Below are 18,514 nucleotides of genomic sequence, written 5' to 3'. Positions count from 1 at the left end.
CATTGTTGATATATCAATATTGGATAGCGGGTTCGAATCCCGCCCTCTCCGCCAGATAGCAAGCAAAAACGCCACTTGAGTGGCGTTTTTGCATTTGTACTACGCTTACCAATGCGCGGCGAGGGTTGGAATTTATCCAGCTTCTCGCGACATTGCCACTAAAGCTTGGCGAGCCTGTTGCGCATCAAGAACCATATCGGGGAAATCAAAACGCAATATTTTTTCATCGGCGCGTACATCGAAACCATCACAGTCGATGCCTAGCATTTCCACTTGCTGCACTTTGATTTTATGAAAGTGCTGGCAGTAACGACGCATTGCGCTGAGATGATCCGCATTCATGTGCGAAACCGCGCCATTTTCTTGCTGAATTAATGAATAGGGTGGTACTAAGTAGCTATCCGCCTCAACCCAATGGATTTTTCCGAAACCGCCGATATATCGTATTGTCTGCGGCATGATGCGGTAAAACGAAAAATCATGCGTGTCAAAGTAGCTTTGCGCTTCTGGAAAGTAGCGCAAATAGCGCGTGCCAGCTGCGTCTTGATCCGTCATGATTTTCGCTGTGCCCACCACGGTGACACGTCCTTGTGTCTGAATGTTTGGGCTATCCTGGTTATGGGTTATTAAGCTTACCCGTGGGTCATGCAGAATGTTTTTGGTATGTTCCGCTAATGTGCTGATCAAAATGATCAGGCTGCCATCATGGTCTACCAGATAGGGTGCGATAGAGCCGAAAGGATGTCCATCAAATTTTTTGGATAGCGTGCATAGCGCGCCGTAGCGATGAGCACGTAACATTTGGCGAGCTTCGCGTGCATTATTCATGAGTGTTCCTGAAAATTATTTAAGCTTTTATTCTCGGGAAGGCGGGCATAAAAAACTTGAGGTATTGATACGTCAAAATTTATGCAGCCAACTTTATTGCAGTTTGCGCAAGCCGTTTGCCGAGCGCGATGCACAGTCTTTTTTCGTCTTCGCTGATGGGGTGGTCGTTAGCCATCCCTGCGTAATGACTGGCGCCATAAGGTGTTCCGCCCTGCTGTGTGGTGGAAAGTTCCGGCTCGGAATAAGGCAGGCCAACGATAATCATGCCGTGATGCATCAGCGGTAGCATCATAGTTAGCAGTGTGCTTTCTTGTCCACCATGCATTGAACCAGTCGAGGTGAAAAAGGCAGCGGGCTTACCAACCAAGGAATGTTGCATCCATAGCGAACTAGTGCCATCCCAGAAATACTTCATTGGAGCGGCCATATTGCCAAAGCGCGTGGGGCTACCAACAGCAATGCCTATACATTCCTTAAGGTCGCTTAATTCGGCATAGGGCGCGCCCTCATCCGGTATGTCGGGTGCGGTCGCCTCACACACTGTGGAAACCTTAGGTACGGTGCGCAGCCGCGCCCGCACACCAGCCACCTGTTCCACGCCACGTGCCATCAGATGAGCCATTTGACGCACTGCTCCTTGCTGGCTGTAATAAAGTATGAGAATTTCTTTGTCGGTTATCATGAGTGTATTGTATTACAAGTTGTAACTTCATTCTAATATGTTGTTTTGTAATATATTATAAATAAAATTTGATGAGTGGATTATCTATATGCTCTGCATTTATTTTTAGTGATTTTAAACAGGATCGCTGTGCGGAGATAGCGGTTAGCCTGATTTTTCTAGGTTGCTGTTCGACTAGACTCGTACGGAAATCGTCAGCATCAGTAGCATTTAATATGACCCGGCGGCAGCCCTGACATTTCTGGGCGAAGAGGCGTCTTTAAACAATTGATGGATTGCACAACATAAGAAAATTATCGAACTCTTTTTTCAAGCCATGCATCGATCGACCAGTTGCCGCGACTCAGTATCAACAATACGCCAAGCAGAATACCCCAGGATAAGTGCTGATTGATACCCGCTTCGCTTAAATCAGCATAAGAAATGACCGCAACTACATTGAGGATGAAAAGCCCAGCAGCGGCAAATCGTCCGAATAGCCCCAATACCAGCAGCGCGGACAGTCCTAGCTCCGCACCGGTTGCCATTGATGCTGCCACTTCAGGTGACAATAGCGGCACATTGTAAATATCGCTGAACAAGTATAGTGTGCTGTCCCAGTTTTGCACCTTGGTCAGTCCGGATTTGAAAAAAACATTTGCAATATATAGTCTCAGCCCTAGATCAAACAGAGGTGCCAGATATTCTGGCAGGTGTGATGCTTTGTAATAAAGTTTTGCCAAGCTTGGTAACAGTGTCATGGTGTCTCTCCCAGGGTAAAGTTTTCAAAAACGTTTTGCGCGACCAGTTTTAGAAGCGCGGCTTGTAAATTGAAATCTGGATAATGTTCCAGCGTGCTGGCAGTTGCTTCTCCTAGCTGAGTTCCAGCTTGTATGCTTTGCAGCCAAGCGGCATCGGCTTCCGTCAGTTTGTCGACCAAGACAACGTCATTTTTACGGCTGACCAGAGCGTTGCTGGAACCGCTATCCAGATCAATATGGAAGTCACCAGATGCACTCAGCTGATGGGCATGCCAAATGGCGGTGATGGGATAGCGGGAACGCACCAGATGACACGCCGGGTGGATGTGCAGGATCAGATTCGGATATTGCTCGGGTGGTATTTGCGCTAGCTTGTCGATGTCCAGTGAGGCGGCATCGTCTGCAAAATAAGCGCAATGACAGGCCCACTCCAGCGCCGCGACATCTGGCAGGTAAGCCAATTCTTGCGCAGGTTCGAAGGCCGCAACAAAATCTGCCATCTCCGCGCCATAGTGATCCAGGTTTCCACTACGCGAAAGATTTTGCCCAATGAATCGCCGCGTCAACAGCCGAAAAAAATCCTTGCCCACGAGTTGCTCGATGACCGGATATACGCCTACAAGCGTGTCATGCAGATTGCCGCGATAATTGTTGCGATACACTTCGATGCCAATGGCGACAGAATAATTCTGGTTACTTGTGTCAATTTGCGACGATGGTGCTTTGCCATGCACGATGGCTTGAGCAAGATCAGATAAATCGTTATTTAGCAAAATCATGATATTTCTCCAACCGATACTGCGCTTTTTCCGCCTCACCCTGCAGTACTGTCAACGCGGGTATATCACTGTCCCATTCGATCAACGTGGGGCGCGGCCCGATTTGTTGCAAGGCAAACTCATACAACTCCCACACCTCGGTGCATACTTGAGTGCTATGGGTGTCTACTAGGCAGCCATCCCTCATGCAGTGGCCAGCGAGGTGATATTCCGCTACCGCGTCAGCTGGCAGCGACTTTATGAATGCCTTGGCATCCACGCCCAGGTTGCGTGCATTCACATACAGATTATTGACATCAAATAAGATGGCACAGCCAGTGCGGCGTGATAATTCAGACAGAAATTCGCTCTCGCTCATTTCACTGCTCGTGAAAGACAAGTAGCTGGAGAGGTTTTCCAGCAGCAGTCGTCGACCAAGTGTTTCCTGCACCTGTTCAACTCGACCTGCTACATGAGAAAGTGCCTCAAGGGTGTAAGGAAACGGAAGTAAGTCGTTAATGACCATAGAACCGTTGATATTCATGTCTGGCACAGCATTCCAGCACAAATGTTCTGAAACGGCAGCGGGTTGCACCGCCTCACAAAGACGATGCAAAGCAGATAAGTGCGCCTGATCCAGCGGCGCAGTCGAAGCCAGCCCCATTCCAACGCCATGCAGGCTGACGGGATAATGTTCGCGCACCTTGAGCAAGGTACGCAGGGGCGCGCCACCCCCGGAAAAATTCTCGTTATGTACTTCCACCCAGCCAAGCTTGGGCAGTTTTTCCAGCACTTCGCAATAGTGAGGCGCCCGCAAACCGATACCGGCGATGCACTGCAAAGAGTCGTTTGCGGGCTTTTTCATTATTAAGACTTCAGGTGACCGCCAGCAATCTTGGCGCATGTACCTTTAGGTACGGCAACGAAGTCTTCGGCATCACGGTCTTTGGTGGCTTGTCCAGCGCAAGAATGCGAGCTTTTTTTACTGGAGCAATCATTGTGGCCTTCCTTAGCGATACCATAGCATTGCTCCATGTTTTTTCCTGCAGCACTGGCATTGCTGACCACTCCAAGTGCTAACAGGCTACCGATTGCTGCTGATAAGATTTGACGATTGTTCATAGTAAAACTCCTTTTGTTGGTGAATAAACTGGGAGATTCTGTCTCCTGGAACGTTGGTCGTGGAGAGCAACGTTTTCTTACAAGTAACATGCATGACGAAAACTTTTACCCCGATGATCAAACTCGTTATGCCTGTTACCACTGTCAGCCCTGGTAAAAAAAGTACCTGTATTACTTAAGTTGGCGATACAAAGAATGTGGTGTTGGCCAAGCTGAGCTGCTGGGCAGCTCAGCTGAAATGCATTTGAAATTTACATTGAGGCGCCCATGTTGGGCTTGTTCGTGTTTGGTGTAAGGCTAAACAGACCATCTTTGACAGATAAGCCATTGCAGGAACAGGAATGGGTGACGTGTGCGTTTTATGATCACACTCACCTGGCTCGCACCGTTTCGTGCGCTGATCAGGCGACATCAGCGTGAGTTGTACGAACTCATCATCAGCAGTGCTTGAATCTTGGTGAGCAGCTGCAGACAGAACGACAGAAAATTAATTAGTGACCATTCAAAATGATGCCGGCTTCGTTGCGAAGCCGGCACTAATTCAACTCATTCTTTTCATGGCTTGGAAGATCTGCACCCGATAATAAGGAAAATTACGGCCAGAATAAGGCCTGCTGCGAAAAGAATCCAGGCAACCTGTGAAACGGCTGCAGATACACCACCCAACCCCAATACCGCAGCAACTATAGCGACAATAAAAAATAAAAACGCCAAATACAACACATCTATTTCCTTTTTTTTGGTTAGTCCGATAATATTTTCAGCAAATAAAGTGCCAGATTAGTTTTGTCCAGTATTAAACAGGCATATGGATTGCTTGTCAGTTTAATTGACAACGTAAAAGTTGTTAGTTCACTCGATATCGTAACGGCACTTGAGTGCCCAGCAGAATATACTTCAGGGCGCTCCAACTGGGGGCCGGTAACCAGGCTAATTTACTGATTAACCGGGACTGAACCTGATGCGAGAGTATGTGAGATGGTGGGCAATGTCTCTCGTAATACCTATGTAGAAACATTCTTCATACTCGCTAACCAATCGCTAAATATAAAGCAGGATTGGTCAATCTTGCCTCAGGAAGTCAAAACGCCTCTAAAGCCTGTATCTAGCGTCAGCCAGCTTAATTTTAATATTAACTAGTTTAAATCCGAGCCGGCAACTGATATCAACAAACGATCATTTGTACCGACGCTGAATAATATGACTACACAGCAGTGGTAAAACCAAGCTGCTTGCTAATGAAAGCACCCATTGCATTGCCATAAACGTAGACGCTCTCAATAACAAAGTGTTGTTGATTGGCGACGTATCACTGTCTAAATAAAAGAATCTGGCAGAAAAAATTGCTGAAAACAGTGACGGTGTCAGCAAGGTAACAAAAATGCTCAAAGTTAAACCAAACAGTAAACCTGTACAAATAACCAGTAGGGTATACGCAAAAAATACATACAGAATAATGCTCGCAGCGTTCCAGATATTAATTAACTAATTGTCTAATAATTGAATTCCAGTTATTTTTTGAGACGCTCGACGCATTTTAAAAGTAAAGTGCGTAGCTGGTAATTTTTTACAGCCACTATGTTATCTATTCAGTTTCAGGTCTCAAAAATTCATAAAAATGCTTATTTGTCAGGCTTTCATGCGATTGGCACGAATAGTGCTTAATTAATAGGATGGTGAGCTTAAATGTTCAGCGGAAAATTACATAGTAAATAAATTATAGAGAGCATCATGAAACTCATTAACGATCGTATTCTCACAGCCACCTCAATCGGGGTGTTTTGCTCCACCCTTGCTTTGCCTGCTCTGTCGGAAAATCACAAAAATGACCACACGGCGGATTCACACAAACAGCAAATAGATCACAAGACTATGCATTCCAAGGAAAAGTATAGCCTGTCCCAACCCGAATTAAGGAATGCATGGCTTGAGGGTAAGCTGGAAACTGCCCTGCTGGTCAATCGCCATCTTAATAATTTTACAATTAACAATGAAGTTCGCGAGGGTAAGGCAACCCTGACAGGCTCTGTGGAATCAGATATAGATCGCGAACTTGCCGAACAAGTGGCGCTGAGTATCAAGGGTATTAAAGATGTTAATAACAAATTGAAAGTCGATCAGACAAAGTCCAAATCCGACCGGCAACAGATGCCAGTAAACGATCATATTCACAGACGCTGGATGATATGACAGCCACAGTATTGGTAAAAACCAAGTTACTTGCCAATCAAAGCACCCATGGTATTGCCATTAAAGTAGATACTTTTAATAACATGGTGTCGTTGATCGGCGAGGTATCTACATCTGAAGAAAAGGATCTGTCAGAAAAAATTGCTGAAAACACTGACGGTATCAGCAAGGTAAAAAACATGCTCAAGGTTTAACCCCACAGCTAAACTGTACAAATAACTAATAGGATAAACGCAATGAAAAGTTACAGATTAATCCCCGCAATCTTGTTGGGCTTGCTCCTGTCATTGGGATTTTTGACCGGTTGTGTTAATCACAACGAACCGATTGAAGACTTGAGTGAAAATGCTGAGGAAATTGGTGCGAACGTGAAGGAATCTGCCAACGATGCTCAACGCGGAGTTGAGGATGCCACGGATTAAAACCCCTTGCAGCCATTTTTATTAATGCTTGGCTTGTACACGATTTGTTGTGGTGGGCTTTTGTTTTTTGTAATTATTGCAAGAAAAAAATGCCCTGATTACAGCCTGAAACAGAAGAAAAAGTTGCAAAATTAGCCAGCTGCGCCCAATAGACCAGGCAAGCTTATCTGGGTAAAACCACTAAATACACGCAGAAGAATCCCCCGATGGCACTGGGTATTGCGCTTGCCTTTGGTTACCTTCTTAGCCCGGCTAATGAGCAGTAAGAGTTTATAAATTAACCTGCCCCTCTACGCAGACAAACAAACTATGAATGGCACCATCGCCCTGAAACGAATGCCAAACAAATGATGGGAGATATTTCATGCCTCATAACGTTGAGCTATCAAATTTGATCGAAGCAGATGTATTTAATGTCTCTGGTGAGTGCGTCGGCAGTATAGATGAGCTTCTGATGGATTCTCATACCGGAACTGTAAGGAGCATCCTGTTATCGTCTGATGTACGTGAAAACATCAGACTGCCTTGGTCGGCAATGCGTTTTGATCAATCGCGGCAGATGTTATTTCTCACGCCCATTGGTGAATCAATTCTAAAAAAATGGTACCGCTAGCAATCTGTCGGACTAAAGGAAATTAGCTACAAATTTAGCTTGGCGGTGACTATTTCGCCGCAAGGGCTAGCGCGAGTGCTTGAGAAAGCAGAGTGCGTAAGCGGATAAGCATATAGAGCTAACGACTGAGCTCATCGACATGAAATACGCGCAACGTTTTTACCGTCCAGTGCATCGATTTTTTATGTCGCTGCTTGATGAATAACTTCCCATTCTTCTATTCCCCCCTCTGTTTTGGTAAATAATGGATGGGTTTCTATTTGTTTAATAGATTTTAGTTCTTCATGTCGACTTGGGTCACGAACCTTTAATTTGTTCAACAAATGCTTGAATTCGTATTCGAGCTGACCTTCAGTAACTTGTAAACGACTGCATTCACTATTTTTTGAAATTTTGTCCCGGTCAAACTTGTAATTTCTTTTATCAGCCTCGTCCGCTACACACCGAAGATAACTAGCAATAGCCGCTTCAGAATTATCAGCATTTTTGAACCTGCTTAGCTGCGGATGATTTTTATACCCCTTGGTCTTGCCGAGCAACACATTCTGTGCCAAGAGCCCCTCTCTCCATAAGGCAACTAAACCTTTTGAATCTAAATATCCTGGATGTATTGACCAAAGCCTCATTCCTCACCTTCGGTAACATGACAGTGATCTGGGTATAACCTATTGATCATAGGTTTATATCGTACATTTTTTTCATGGAAGTGTCCTAACAAATGACTCAAAGTCACATGATACAACCCAGCCAGTTGATTCTATTTGGAATCAGCGCGCCTCATCCTGCGTGACTTCGTGGATGCTTCAGTGGAATTTGAACAACTGGCTGTGCTGAATCCCTTCCTGTGGAAAGCGGTTTAATTCCAGAAAATGCATACAAATTCCAAGGACGTCCGAACGCGCTGGGGCGTATTAAAAGAAACTTAACCAGATGTTTTTTTGGTTATTGCCTTAGTTTGTATGGCCAAGCTGGGAATGGGCCCAATTTCCGCCACCTCTCCCATTAACTTAAAAGCCAACCGAACAGGTTGGTTTTTATTGCATATAACCGCGTGCTTGTGTGGGTTCCTGCGGGACTTTTTAGACTGCGGAGAGTATCTTGTTTGTTACTAAAGTGCTTGGGTATACTTTCCACTGGTGCATTTGCTCTTCACTTCGTGACAAGTCACGTGATCAGTAACTATAAGTGATCGATTTTGGGAAAAATCTTGAAAAAACTAGGGATAGGATTGCTATAACCAATTTTGATCTATTTAATAACGCTTAGCTGCCTGTCGGACATAAAGGAAATCGGCTGCAAACTGAGCTGAACGATGACTATTTCGCCGCTTTTTCGGGTAATAGAATAATTATTACCCTGCAGAATCATCAAATGGGTTACGCAAGCATTTCGCCACCAAAAGAAAGCTTGCAAAATCTACCTTCACTCAGCTCAATTTTAGCTACGATTTTTTATGTCCGACAGGCTGCTAGCAACTATATTACTTCATCCATAATAGTCTGTTTAACAATAGGATATTTACAATGACAATCAGCAAGGAATTAGACGACCAGATTGTATATGCCAAAATTCATCCGTCGATTGGAGTTGCCCGAGTGGGGAACTCGCGCAAGGATGACGGCTATTATATTGGCCCACAGGTGTCGGAACCGTTACTGAAAAGCCTCGGCGCTTATCGGGATGCAACAGGCGCACTGAAACGCCAAGTCGCCGAATTTCGTGTTTATGGTTACGATGCTTTGGGGAAAGTAGTGTGCGAACTTGCAACGGATGATTCAACTTGTATTGAGTGGACGGTGAAGTTAGCCAACCATAAAGCGGCTTGGTATAACTTTGAAATGGCGCTGGATATTCCCGAAGCGACCACTGCACCTGCATCCACTCGCAGAAATGCGAACATTACAGATCGCGACAAGCTTTCCATCACACCGGACGCTCGCTCAATCAGTGGTTCTGCTCGCCAGGGCAGTGAATATCATTTTTCGGGTGGCAAATTCATGGACATTGATGTGCCACTTGGTGAGTTGCGCACTGATGACAATGGTCGACTGCTTGTGTTTGGTGGTCATGGTAAATCGGGTTCGGTTGATGGAAAGCCGCCTTCAACTTTTGCGAATAATGACGGTTGGTATGACGACACCAGCGATGGACCAGTAACTGCCAGCTTAGTCTTGAACGGTCGAGTGGTGGAGGTGGCGCCTGCATGGGTAGTGGTGGCGCCGCCAAATTACGGACCACAGCAAAAATCCGTCCGTACCATGTACGCGCTTATGACCGATCTGGCTATCAACGCCGGTCAAATCAAGGCACCGACCAGACCATCGTTCCAGAATGACATTTTGCCAATTCTCAAGGCAATGTGTGATTTGCAATGGACGAATGCAGGTTTTGCGGCAGGGTTCGGCTACGGAATGCCTCAGTATTTTCTCGACCCTGTCTATTTACAGCGACTTGCCATGCCCGGCGATGTCTACGCGGAACTGCGTCGCACGGTCGCCAATTCATTCCGCAATCCAAATGATGGCGATATTTCCACAAAACCATGGCCTTGGGTATATGGCGATGCTATGAACATCCCCATGCCACCGGTTAAAAACGCTATGTCCGCGCTAACGAATACTCAGCTTGCCTTGCTTGAATATTGGGCACAGGGGCAATTTGAGGCGGATTACGACCCCGAGCGCCTATCTCCCGGATCCATTGATGATGTGCCAGTGGCAGAACAGCCAGCTATGCTGGATCGGGCATCCCTTGAATTTTGTCTGGCCGATGCGTTTCATCCAGGCTGCGAGATTACCTGGCCGGTACGTCATGCCACCATGTACAGCGAGCCATATCGATGGCGACATCGGGATGAGAATAATTGCGAGCCAGCCTATGGCAAGACGCTCACTTCTGCTGAAGCACTTTCCTACAATGGGCCTCTGTATGCTCAGTTTCCTGGCTCCATTACACGCTGGATGGCCATTCCCTGGCAGACGGATACCGCCAGTTGCCGCTCGGGTTATGATCCTCAATACGATCCCTATTTACCAACTTTCTGGCCCGCTCGCGTACCGAATCAGGTGCTAAGCGAAGAGAATTACCGCAAAGTGATGGATGAAAATTTGTCGCGCGAAGATCGTTTAGCTGCTTTTAACCGACGTTCGGATTGGGATCGCACGCTAGGTGTTGGCTATGACAACCAGTTAGCGAACATGGTCGACGGTTTCTCTGATATGGGCATCGTTGAAGTGCGACCCGGCATGATCAATGACCCTGACTTTCCGCCAGTTATGCAAGTGGAAGATCGCGGGGGGCAGGATATGACCAAGGCAGAAAGGCACATTACCGACAGCGCAATGCGGCAAGCAATTATTATCCAGAAGCTCAGGAAATAAATTTGGGCAGGACTGCTATCAGCTGGGATGTGATCATTCTGGGTGCTGGACCAGCAGGTCTGGCGCTAGCGAGAAACCTGCAGCCAAACCGGCGAATCCTGGTGATGGAGCGGCGCGCGACAATGCCTACGGAGCCACGTATCGGCGAATCGCTGCCTGGATCGGCTAGCGTATTGCTACAGCGATTGGGTTTGTTCGACCAGTTTCTCTCTGGTGATCACCGGGAGCGTGGGGCTACCCTCACCATATGGGATGAAACAACGCGCGTTTGGCGCGATGCCTTGCGCGATCCTTCCGGGCCCGGCTGGAATATGAATCGCCGCGAGTTTGACCAACTGCTACTTGCGGGTGCCCGCGATGCCGGGGCAACTATTCTGGAAGGATGTTCCCAGTTTGAGATTGGACGCCAGGGGCAAGACTGGTGTATACGTCTACATCAGAGCGATGATTTGCACTGCGCCCCGATTCTCGTGGACGCGACCGGACGATCCGGCTCTATTGCGCGACGGTTAGGGGTAAGCGTTTACTTGGATGATCCATTGCTGTGTGTATACACGTTCTTGTGCAGTTGCCCAGATGATGAGGATGCAACCATGCGCATACAAGCCGATGAACAAGGCTGGTGGTACACCGCCCAGATTCCGCACGGGCAACGAGTGCTCGCCTATCACTTGGATGCCGAGAACCCTTTATGGAGACAATGGCAAAAGCCTTTGGATTTTTTAGATTATGCACGGCGGCATCAGCTCATTGCTGAAGCGATTCACACGCTGGCGCCATCTAAACTCCAGTATCGGCCGGCGGGTACTGCCATGCTGGATATTGACACCCTGCATCAAGCAGGCTCTGGTTTCCTCGCCATTGGCGATGCGCTGCTAACATTCGATCCTATTTCATCGCAAGGAATTTTTCATTCACTCGCATCAGCTGAAAGTGCGGCTAATGCCATTCGTGCCGGTTTTCCAGAGCATCTGGATGCCCTGCAAAATTTTCAAAACGAAATGCGCGCTGTCGGTACTCGTTACCTTATCAATTTGAAAAGTACCTATCAGGGGCCTCGACGATTTGCTAACTGCGAATTTTGGTCAAGACGGGCGTGACAGGTTGATTCAATAACACGCATCTCGCTGCATTTTTCTCGCTATGCTCTAATACTGCAAAGTAGTACTTGCCGAGCAATAAGCTATGCGTGGACTATCCAAGCGGTTAAATTTCAGCATTGGTTAGGGCGAGGGAGTCTGTCTATTTTTACGAATATTTGATCCGACTACTTGAAGGATTCAGCTGGATTGCCCATGACGGTCTAACAGAGAGTGGCTTAGTTGTGACAATCCAGTGAGTTTTTTGCTCAATAACCCAATTTGCGTTTTAGTGCTTCGCTTGGGCGGCCTCCAAGATGTCCAACTTGGTTTCTCGTCCGCCTTTTTGCACACTCTGCGCTTTATCGTAGCTTTCCACCAGTGCCCGATAGGGTGGCACGATGTGATCTATCATGATAGTCGCGAAGTCCATCGCATCAGGACGATTCCACGTACTCATGATTTCGGCCAAGGTGGCATAAGTATCGATAGGTACGGCACCAGCTTGAACAACACGGGCGAGCGTGAGGTCGGTCGCCATCTTGGACCAATTCCCCGAGGCATCAATAATCGTGAAGACCTTGTACCCTGCAGCGATGGCACTTAGTGTGGGGAAAGACATGCAGACGCTCGTCAGTGTGCCAGCTATCAGAAGAGTCTTGCGTTTGCTCTTCTCGATGGCTTCGACCCACGCGGGGTTGTCCCATGCGTTGATCTGGCCAGTTCGCGGGATGTAGGTCGCGTCTGGATTATTTTGATGAATTTCAGGGATGAGTGGGCCGTTCGGCCCGTCAGGGACCGAAGCCGTGGTGAAAGTTGGAATTTTGGCGAGATGGGCCACTTTTGCGAGTGCGGTTACGTGCGAGCGAAGGGTCGTAAGTTCGATGTCTCTGACCAATTGAAACAACCCACTTTGATGATCTATAAGTAGCAATACAGCGTCATTGGTGTCGATCATGGGGATATTGCCGTTGAAATTTGCTGGGATGCTCATTTGTATCTCTCCTTTATGTTGGACAATGCATTCGCACCGTCGGGATGAAATGCCATGCCGATCGAGTTGAACGGCATGGCTCGAATTAGTGAGATATCTGCGCGAAATGCCCGCTTCTGAAGTCTGTGATAGCTTGAGCAATTTCTTTTTGACTGTTCATCACGAACGGGCCTTGCCCGACGATCGGTTCGTCAATCGGCTCGCCGCTAAGCAACAGCACCAAAGCTTCATTGTTTGCTTCGATAGACATGGTGCTCCCAGGGCGATCAAGCATTACCAACTGAGCTTCGCGCGCGATGGTGTCATTGTTGACCGATACCGTGCCTCGCAAAACGACCAGCGCCGAGCTCCAGCCATCCGGCACAGACAACTCACAGACACCGCCCTGATTCAGTCGTAAATCCCACACCTGCATAGGCGTGAAGGTACGTGTTGGGCCCACATGCCCCTTGTAGTCACCTGCAATCACCCTCACCGTGCCAGCGCCGTCAGGCAGATCGACAGTCGGGATGTCACGATTGAGGATGGCTTGATAACCGGGCGTGGTCATTTTGTCCTTGGCCGGCAGATTCACCCACAATTGCACCATTTCCAGCATGCCGCCGGAGCGAGTGAACGCTTCAGAATGAAATTCTTCGTGCAGAATGCCGGACCCAGCTGTCATCCACTGTACGTCTCCGGGGCCGATCACGCCGCCTTGACCTGTGGAGTCGCGGTGTGCAACCTCACCCTTGTAAACGATGGTGACGGTTTCGAAGCCACGATGTGGGTGTGAACCTACTCCACGCGGACGGTCTACAGGGCTGAACTCGGCTGGACCGGCGTAATCCAGCAGCAGAAATGGGCTTAGCTGCTTACCGTGATTATTGTAAGAAAACATCGAACGAACGGGAAAGCCGTCTCCAACCCAATGCGGACTGGGCGCGTTGTGAACACCAATAATTCTTTTCATGGCCGTCTCCTTGTGATAATGACAAAGTTTGTTGCTGTCAGAAGAGTAGACCAAGGACATTGTGTTGTGTAGATAGTAAAATTTGCCAACAGTGTTCTATTTGGTGAACGATGAGGATGCCATGCAAGATTTGAACGATCTTTATTACTATGTACAAGTTGTTGAGCATAGAGGGTTTTCACCGGCAGGGCGTGCTCTCTGTATGCCCAAGTCGAAGTTGAGTCGCCGGATTTCGATGCTGGAGGAACGGCTTGGTGTTCGACTGATTCAGCGCACGACCCGGCACTTCTCTGTCACCGAAATTGGGCAGACCTATTATGAGCACTGCAAAGCGATGCTGGTGGAAGCCAAGGCCGCGCAGGATGCGATCGAAGTGACACGCGGAGAACCACGTGGCATCGTGCGCATTACCTGTCCGGTGGCGTTGTTACATGCTAACGTCGGTGCGATGCTGTCGGATTTTATGGCCATCAACCCGCTTGTTACAGTACATCTGGAAGCCACCAATAGACGTGTTGACCTTGTAGCAGAGGGTGTTGATATCGCTATTCGGGTACGCCCACCCCCGATACAGGATAGCGACCTGGTTATGCGCGTGCTGGCAAATCGCAGCCAGTGCCTGGTCGCCAGCCCAGCACTTATTCAAGGACGTCGCTTACCGATGGTGCCTGCTGATTTAACAGATTGGCCAAGTCTTGGTTTAGGTGTTTGGCAGCAAAGCCATATCTGGAATTTGTTCGGACCGGACGAGGCACATATCGCGCTTTGTCACACCCCACGCTTCGTCACCGGCGACATGATCGCGCTGCGGGATGCAGCTCTTACTGGTGTCGGTATCGTACAGCTACCGACGATGATGGTTTGTGATCAATTGGCCCAAGGCAAGTTGATCCGGCTGCTGCAAGACTGGGCACCCCGACACGAAATTATCCACGTGATGTTTCCATCGCGACGTGGCCTGTTACCTTTAGTGCGCGCCTTGATTGACTATCTCGCACAGCGTTTTAAGATGCTAGATGAAGATTGATGAGCGGGTGGTTATCAGAGCGCTTGCGAGTTCCTTAAGGGGAAGTAGAGTAGGGTGTTCTATAAATATATGTTCAAACTCAATTGAATATGACTGTCTGTTAGTTCCGAAATAGTATGTGCACATCACCTCTATAAATCACTTTTGCTGCTTGCATCACATAACCGGATAGGCCCATTTTTTTGAATTGGGAGCTTGTATAGTCGCAGTAGTCAACTAAAGGGCACCTATATAGCTAATAAGTGTGAACTCTCGCAATGGAAAAGAAGAGGGTAACGGGTCAAGTTGCTTGATCAGTACCTGTGAGCAAGGATATTGAATTTACGAATGGAGGTGAAGCGGTTTGTAAACTTACTAATAATCAAATAACTCGACCTGTTATTTATTTACGTGGCATTCTAGAAGGCTGCTTTTCTTCTATTTGTGTTCCGTTATCCCAACATTCAAACCAGTCTGTCAACGCGTATATTTCGCCAAAGCTGGTGAGTCGGCGATCAATAGCATCGTGATTACCCCAAACTACATCATCCAAGGCACCATCGGCTACGCGCGATTCGATATCGTGGCAATAAAGCCCCAGATCGCGCTGAACGTAGAAGCCATAGGTACGGCACGCCACCGGACGTTGGGCGTAGACAGTGCATGAACCAGTAGTTAGATCTAGCAGTGGACAGGTAACTGGCGCTGCCCGTTGGTCGTTCAAGGCGGCCATATTGCTGCGAATTTCCTGAAGGCGTGCTGGCGGCAGATCTGCCAAGCCTTCTTGCAACAATTCCCACTCGGCTCGCGTTAATTGAGGTACGTCGGCGAGCCGCCGACAACAATTGTCGCAGCCCTTACCGCAAAGCCAGTCGGCACGATTCTGCCGGATGATTTGTACGCGTTCGTCAATCTCGGTATGGAGTTGGGTTAGCGTGGTCATGTATATCACTCAGTTTTTTCAGCTGGATTTGCTTTGGCATTGGCCAATTCAATTCAGTGAACTCCTCCTTGAATGCGGCGGATAGATGACAAGTAATGCTATTTGTTCGTGTTGAGTAACAAGTGAAGTCGCGTAATCAGTTCGTAAACCTCAAATTTTAATTTTTGCAACTAATTGCTCGGCAATATCGGACGCGATGGGGATCCTGAAATATGTTTTTTTCCAAGCTTTAACTAATAAGTATATCCATAAACCCAGAGCGGCAATATATGTCAGTTGATGAATGAATTTGCCAAAAAAGTATTCAAATCCAAAAATAATCTGAATCAGACTTATTGCCCCAAAAACAACGACTGACTGGGCAGCATGAAATCTGACTAACGCATTTTCTTTCTCAATAAAAAAAATGATCAGACCACTGAGCCAGCCGAAAAGGTAGCATAGAAAGCAGGCAATATGTTCATCTAGACCCATTGAAGTTTTATTCATTTTGTTCCCTGTTTTAATCAAAAAATTTAAATTGCAAGATGGGTTGGCATATCGAAGTTGATTTCCACACGATCGAGGCCACGCTTGAGGCAGCAAGGCAAATTGTTATCAGCACATACCAGCAAGGATATCGAATTGACGAATGAAGGTGAAGAGGTTTGTAAATTTATTATGAGTAAAGTAACTTACCAACTTGTTTTTACATATTATTTCTGTCAGGAAATGTTTTATGTCAGGTGATGAAAATTCAACCGGGATCATACAGCACCATATCCTTTATCGGGTAATGCTTGCGGTTAGTCTTGCAACAGGGGCAATGAATATGACGGGCGAAGGCGACCAGCAGGTAGTATTTCAGTGATATGGCCAGATGTGATTTGCGGTCATTATGAACAGAGTTTTTAGAGGCGCCTTCATAGCAATATGCTTCGTAGATAAGCAATATCAAAGACTATTACGCACTTCCACGTAGGTGGTAATTGCACTGGCATATTATGATTAACGCAATGCCGGCTGTTTGTAAAATAGCGTCAATTGTTTGTGGACACTGGGGCAGCAGCTTTTCAGAATGTCCGGTGCCGTAAAAAAATACTCACTCAATACTGCGAAAAACTCTGCAGGAGAGGTGGCAGCATAAGAATTTATAAAAGCTGGTTCCCCCGTTTCCACTTGCAGGCAAAGCGTATCGTAGGCCTCACTCAATGCCTTAGCCCATGTTACCCTGCTCATGCCACGACGCAGTGGCGGCATGCCATTAGTTGCCCCATTAAGAGCATCCAACTTATGTGCAAACTCGTGCAACACAACATTGTGTCCAGCCTGAAAATGAAAGGTATCCTGCTCCACATCATCCCAAGATAAAATTACCGGACCGCGTAACCATGACTCGCCGCTTAAAATATTTGCTTCGTCGTGCACCAGGCCCATGGCATCCATCTGTGTATGATTGACTCGAAACGCACCCGGGTAGAGTATGACCTCTACCCAACTATCATAATAATCCACGCCTAGATTCAGGATTAATAAACAGGCTTGGGCGGCCACCACCACCTTCATTGACTGCGTTACCTCCAAACCGTGAGCACCAGTGATGGATTTTTTATCCAGAAACCACGTCGTCATCTCCCGCAAGTGTGCCATTTGTACTGCATCCAGACCTTTTAACACCAACATGCGTCGGGTCACCTTTTGCCAAATGTAGTGGGGTATAGGGTGTCGCTTAAGAATTCTGCGCATGCGCCAGCGCCGAAACGCAGTGCCTAGAGGTTGCATCTCGTTCTCTCGGTGATCAGCAACATGATGTGGTAGCGCTCCATATTTTTGGACATCTATAAAAATTCAAATTTTACGTCATTACCGCTATGGCAGGAATCCAGAACCAACTGATTTGTCAGCAGTTTGCAAGCACTCAATTATTATTTTAGCGGGAAAGATGCATTATAGAGACACCTGTTATTTATTTCTTGAATGAGAATCATTATTGATTGTATAATGATTCTCAACAACTGATGGTTATCTTGGTGTACAACATTTACCAGAGTTTAATTTAAAGATTTGCCAAGTATAGTTTTTATCAATATTGATGTTGGTCAGCTTTGCTTAACAAGCCTATGAACCCTTGAGAGACGCGCCGCAATTTGGCAACGTTATATTCCAGGATAAAGATTTGTCTCTGTACAGAAATAATCTTGCGTTAGTTGTCGCAGGCTACAGTCGGTAGGGGAGAGGAGTAATGACTTGGTTAGTAAAGTGGCCCCGAGCTTTGTTGAGCGGAAAACATTAAAAATGGCACTGTTATTTGAAAGGCTCGACAAGTAGTGTCGCAGGTAAGTAATTGCCAAGTGCAGCCTGACTCTACCCATCCTTTCTTAATCTTTCTGTAGCAACAACCGTAACGAGTGGACGAATCCATTTTCTCCACCCAAATATACTAAGGAGAATTGATATGGCAATTGTAATTTATAGTGTGAATACTGAGGAGTTTAAAAATGGCTATGTTAATCGAAATGATTTACATATTTACAAAGCATTAGCAGCTAGTCAGCTCGTATTTAATTGTAGCTCTTTAAAAGAAGCTTGGGAGAAATTAACGAAAATCATGGGTCCAAACTTTATTTTGTATAAAGGAGGGCATCATTTATCTATTCTCTTAAAACAAGAAGGAGCCAAAGAAGGCATCCCGTTAGTTAAGTTGTACTCTACTAAAGATAAAGGTCCACATCAGTGGGATGCCTTGCAAGAACTATCGCTTCTGGCAGCAGTTTAATTGTAGTAATCGCGACATCATCTGACAGTTACCCGATTTGATCGAAGTGA

The 18,514-nt window shown here is 46.9% G+C and carries 22 protein-coding genes; 9 read left to right on the top strand and 13 right to left on the bottom strand.

Annotation, left to right across the window (positions count from 1 at the left end; all coding sequences use genetic code 11):
* Nucleotides 1–132 precede the first annotated feature (132 nt).
* The 7 genes from MJ770_RS01105 to MJ770_RS01075 form a co-directional block, all read right to left on the bottom strand.
* The gene (locus MJ770_RS01105; RefSeq protein WP_239249570.1) at nucleotides 133–828 is read right to left on the bottom strand and encodes a HugZ family pyridoxamine 5'-phosphate oxidase; all 696 of its coding nucleotides are present in this window, start codon (nucleotides 826–828) and stop codon (nucleotides 133–135) included.
* Nucleotides 829–907: 79 nt separating this feature from the next.
* The gene (gene wrbA, locus MJ770_RS01100; protein ID WP_239249568.1) at nucleotides 908–1,510 is read right to left on the bottom strand and encodes an NAD(P)H:quinone oxidoreductase; all 603 of its coding nucleotides are present in this window, start codon (nucleotides 1,508–1,510) and stop codon (nucleotides 908–910) included.
* 293 nt (nucleotides 1,511–1,803) lie between these two features.
* Nucleotides 1,804–2,250 carry a DoxX family protein gene (locus tag MJ770_RS01095; protein WP_239249566.1) on the bottom strand — a complete coding sequence of 149 codons (447 nt, stop codon included), beginning with the start codon at nucleotides 2,248–2,250 and terminating at the stop codon, nucleotides 1,804–1,806.
* A complete protein-coding gene (locus MJ770_RS01090) occupies nucleotides 2,247–3,029 on the bottom strand; it encodes an HvfC/BufC N-terminal domain-containing protein (RefSeq protein WP_239249564.1) in 783 nt (260 codons plus the stop codon). The genes MJ770_RS01095 and MJ770_RS01090 overlap by 4 nt, the downstream gene beginning before the upstream one ends.
* The gene (gene bufB / locus MJ770_RS01085; protein WP_239249562.1) at nucleotides 3,013–3,873 is read right to left on the bottom strand and encodes an MNIO family bufferin maturase; all 861 of its coding nucleotides are present in this window, start codon (nucleotides 3,871–3,873) and stop codon (nucleotides 3,013–3,015) included. The genes MJ770_RS01090 and bufB overlap by 17 nt, the downstream gene beginning before the upstream one ends.
* Before the next feature lie 2 nt (nucleotides 3,874–3,875).
* A complete protein-coding gene (locus tag MJ770_RS01080; RefSeq protein ID WP_239249560.1) occupies nucleotides 3,876–4,130 on the bottom strand; it encodes a BufA1 family periplasmic bufferin-type metallophore in 255 nt (84 codons plus the stop codon).
* Nucleotides 4,131–4,685: 555 nt separating this feature from the next.
* Nucleotides 4,686–4,853 carry a DUF1328 domain-containing protein gene (locus MJ770_RS01075; protein ID WP_239249558.1) on the bottom strand — a complete coding sequence of 56 codons (168 nt, stop codon included), beginning with the start codon at nucleotides 4,851–4,853 and terminating at the stop codon, nucleotides 4,686–4,688.
* Nucleotides 4,854–5,861: 1,008 nt separating this feature from the next.
* Between MJ770_RS01075 and MJ770_RS01070 the strand changes: the two genes are divergently transcribed.
* From MJ770_RS01070 to MJ770_RS01055, 4 genes are all read left to right on the top strand, one after another.
* Nucleotides 5,862–6,320 (top strand): BON domain-containing protein, encoded by a 459-nt coding sequence (locus tag MJ770_RS01070; protein ID WP_239249556.1) that lies wholly within the window; start codon nucleotides 5,862–5,864, stop codon nucleotides 6,318–6,320.
* On the top strand, nucleotides 6,317–6,514 hold the full coding sequence (locus MJ770_RS01065; RefSeq protein WP_239249554.1) for a BON domain-containing protein: 198 nt from the start codon (nucleotides 6,317–6,319) through the stop codon (nucleotides 6,512–6,514). The genes MJ770_RS01070 and MJ770_RS01065 overlap by 4 nt, the downstream gene beginning before the upstream one ends.
* A gap of 42 nt (nucleotides 6,515–6,556) precedes the next feature.
* The gene (locus MJ770_RS01060) at nucleotides 6,557–6,742 is read left to right on the top strand and encodes a hypothetical protein (RefSeq protein WP_239249552.1); all 186 of its coding nucleotides are present in this window, start codon (nucleotides 6,557–6,559) and stop codon (nucleotides 6,740–6,742) included.
* Nucleotides 6,743–7,106: 364 nt separating this feature from the next.
* The gene (locus tag MJ770_RS01055) at nucleotides 7,107–7,355 is read left to right on the top strand and encodes a PRC-barrel domain-containing protein (RefSeq protein ID WP_239249550.1); all 249 of its coding nucleotides are present in this window, start codon (nucleotides 7,107–7,109) and stop codon (nucleotides 7,353–7,355) included.
* 182 nt (nucleotides 7,356–7,537) lie between these two features.
* Here the strand turns inward: MJ770_RS01055 and MJ770_RS01050 are convergent, their stop codons facing one another.
* Nucleotides 7,538–7,981, bottom strand: a complete 444-nt coding sequence (locus MJ770_RS01050) for a pyrimidine dimer DNA glycosylase/endonuclease V (protein WP_239249548.1) — start codon at nucleotides 7,979–7,981, stop codon at nucleotides 7,538–7,540.
* Nucleotides 7,982–8,878: 897 nt separating this feature from the next.
* Here MJ770_RS01050 and MJ770_RS01045 point away from each other — a divergent pair.
* Nucleotides 8,879–10,735, top strand: a complete 1,857-nt coding sequence (locus tag MJ770_RS01045) for a LodA/GoxA family CTQ-dependent oxidase (RefSeq protein WP_239249546.1) — start codon at nucleotides 8,879–8,881, stop codon at nucleotides 10,733–10,735.
* A gap of 2 nt (nucleotides 10,736–10,737) precedes the next feature.
* Complete coding sequence (locus tag MJ770_RS01040) at nucleotides 10,738–11,835, top strand: NAD(P)/FAD-dependent oxidoreductase (protein ID WP_239249544.1); 1,098 nt, start codon at nucleotides 10,738–10,740, stop codon at nucleotides 11,833–11,835.
* Nucleotides 11,836–12,103: 268 nt separating this feature from the next.
* On the opposite strand, the gene MJ770_RS01035 is transcribed toward MJ770_RS01040, so the two are convergent.
* Together MJ770_RS01035 and MJ770_RS01030 are read right to left on the bottom strand one after the other, a co-directional pair.
* Nucleotides 12,104–12,808, bottom strand: coding sequence for an isochorismatase family protein (locus MJ770_RS01035; RefSeq protein ID WP_239249542.1), 705 nt, complete (start codon nucleotides 12,806–12,808; stop codon nucleotides 12,104–12,106).
* Nucleotides 12,809–12,893: 85 nt separating this feature from the next.
* On the bottom strand, nucleotides 12,894–13,760 hold the full coding sequence (locus MJ770_RS01030; protein WP_239249541.1) for a pirin family protein: 867 nt from the start codon (nucleotides 13,758–13,760) through the stop codon (nucleotides 12,894–12,896).
* A 121-nt stretch (nucleotides 13,761–13,881) separates the two neighbouring features.
* Here MJ770_RS01030 and MJ770_RS01025 point away from each other — a divergent pair, with 121 nt between their 5' ends.
* Complete coding sequence (locus MJ770_RS01025; RefSeq protein WP_239249539.1) at nucleotides 13,882–14,787, top strand: LysR family transcriptional regulator; 906 nt, start codon at nucleotides 13,882–13,884, stop codon at nucleotides 14,785–14,787.
* 382 nt (nucleotides 14,788–15,169) lie between these two features.
* On the opposite strand, the gene MJ770_RS01020 is transcribed toward MJ770_RS01025, so the two are convergent.
* Nucleotides 15,170–15,709 carry a YkgJ family cysteine cluster protein gene (locus MJ770_RS01020; protein ID WP_239249537.1) on the bottom strand — a complete coding sequence of 180 codons (540 nt, stop codon included), beginning with the start codon at nucleotides 15,707–15,709 and terminating at the stop codon, nucleotides 15,170–15,172.
* A 150-nt stretch (nucleotides 15,710–15,859) separates the two neighbouring features.
* Nucleotides 15,860–16,198: a DUF4870 domain-containing protein gene (locus MJ770_RS01015; RefSeq protein ID WP_239249535.1), complete on the bottom strand. Its 339-nt coding sequence runs from the start codon at nucleotides 16,196–16,198 to the stop codon at nucleotides 15,860–15,862.
* A gap of 229 nt (nucleotides 16,199–16,427) precedes the next feature.
* On the opposite strand from MJ770_RS01015, the gene MJ770_RS15355 reads away from it, so the two are divergent.
* Nucleotides 16,428–16,559: a hypothetical protein gene (locus MJ770_RS15355; RefSeq protein ID WP_256448761.1), complete on the top strand. Its 132-nt coding sequence runs from the start codon at nucleotides 16,428–16,430 to the stop codon at nucleotides 16,557–16,559.
* A 137-nt stretch (nucleotides 16,560–16,696) separates the two neighbouring features.
* Here the strand turns inward: MJ770_RS15355 and MJ770_RS01010 are convergent, their stop codons facing one another.
* Nucleotides 16,697–17,470 (bottom strand): M90 family metallopeptidase, encoded by a 774-nt coding sequence (locus tag MJ770_RS01010; RefSeq protein ID WP_338140726.1) that lies wholly within the window; start codon nucleotides 17,468–17,470, stop codon nucleotides 16,697–16,699.
* Nucleotides 17,471–18,143: 673 nt separating this feature from the next.
* Between MJ770_RS01010 and MJ770_RS01005 the strand changes: the two genes are divergently transcribed.
* A complete protein-coding gene (locus tag MJ770_RS01005) occupies nucleotides 18,144–18,464 on the top strand; it encodes a hypothetical protein (RefSeq protein ID WP_239249530.1) in 321 nt (106 codons plus the stop codon).
* Nucleotides 18,465–18,514 lie beyond the last annotated feature (50 nt).

This window comes from Candidatus Nitrotoga sp. M5 (assembly GCF_927904885.1).
In the GTDB taxonomy this organism is placed as follows: Bacteria; Pseudomonadota; Gammaproteobacteria; order Burkholderiales; family Gallionellaceae; genus Nitrotoga.
This window is presented reverse-complemented; position numbering and strand designations above follow the sequence as displayed.

Bases quoted from the DNA above. Each gene is read 5' to 3' on its own strand.
- MJ770_RS01045 (WP_239249546.1), top strand. From the start codon at position 8,879: ATGACAATCAGCAAGGAATTAGACGACCAGATTGTATATGCCAAAATT.
- MJ770_RS01030 (WP_239249541.1), bottom strand. From the start codon at position 13,760: ATGAAAAGAATTATTGGTGTTCACAACGCGCCCAGTCCGCATTGGGTT.
- bufB (WP_239249562.1), bottom strand. From the start codon at position 3,873: ATGAAAAAGCCCGCAAACGACTCTTTGCAGTGCATCGCCGGTATCGGT.
- MJ770_RS01060 (WP_239249552.1), top strand. From the start codon at position 6,557: ATGAAAAGTTACAGATTAATCCCCGCAATCTTGTTGGGCTTGCTCCTG.
- MJ770_RS15355 (WP_256448761.1), top strand. From the start codon at position 16,428: ATGTCAGGTGATGAAAATTCAACCGGGATCATACAGCACCATATCCTT.
- MJ770_RS01025 (WP_239249539.1), top strand. From the start codon at position 13,882: ATGCAAGATTTGAACGATCTTTATTACTATGTACAAGTTGTTGAGCAT.
- MJ770_RS01070 (WP_239249556.1), top strand. From the start codon at position 5,862: ATGAAACTCATTAACGATCGTATTCTCACAGCCACCTCAATCGGGGTG.
- MJ770_RS01090 (WP_239249564.1), bottom strand. From the start codon at position 3,029: ATGATTTTGCTAAATAACGATTTATCTGATCTTGCTCAAGCCATCGTG.
- MJ770_RS01105 (WP_239249570.1), bottom strand. From the start codon at position 828: ATGAATAATGCACGCGAAGCTCGCCAAATGTTACGTGCTCATCGCTAC.
- MJ770_RS01035 (WP_239249542.1), bottom strand. From the start codon at position 12,808: ATGAGCATCCCAGCAAATTTCAACGGCAATATCCCCATGATCGACACC.
- MJ770_RS01095 (WP_239249566.1), bottom strand. From the start codon at position 2,250: ATGACACTGTTACCAAGCTTGGCAAAACTTTATTACAAAGCATCACAC.
- MJ770_RS01080 (WP_239249560.1), bottom strand. From the start codon at position 4,130: ATGAACAATCGTCAAATCTTATCAGCAGCAATCGGTAGCCTGTTAGCA.
- MJ770_RS01010 (WP_338140726.1), bottom strand. From the start codon at position 17,470: ATGCAACCTCTAGGCACTGCGTTTCGGCGCTGGCGCATGCGCAGAATT.
- MJ770_RS01055 (WP_239249550.1), top strand. From the start codon at position 7,107: ATGCCTCATAACGTTGAGCTATCAAATTTGATCGAAGCAGATGTATTT.
- MJ770_RS01050 (WP_239249548.1), bottom strand. From the start codon at position 7,981: ATGAGGCTTTGGTCAATACATCCAGGATATTTAGATTCAAAAGGTTTA.
- wrbA (WP_239249568.1), bottom strand. From the start codon at position 1,510: ATGATAACCGACAAAGAAATTCTCATACTTTATTACAGCCAGCAAGGA.
- MJ770_RS01005 (WP_239249530.1), top strand. From the start codon at position 18,144: ATGGCAATTGTAATTTATAGTGTGAATACTGAGGAGTTTAAAAATGGC.
- MJ770_RS01020 (WP_239249537.1), bottom strand. From the start codon at position 15,709: ATGACCACGCTAACCCAACTCCATACCGAGATTGACGAACGCGTACAA.
- MJ770_RS01015 (WP_239249535.1), bottom strand. From the start codon at position 16,198: ATGAATAAAACTTCAATGGGTCTAGATGAACATATTGCCTGCTTTCTA.
- MJ770_RS01065 (WP_239249554.1), top strand. From the start codon at position 6,317: ATGACAGCCACAGTATTGGTAAAAACCAAGTTACTTGCCAATCAAAGC.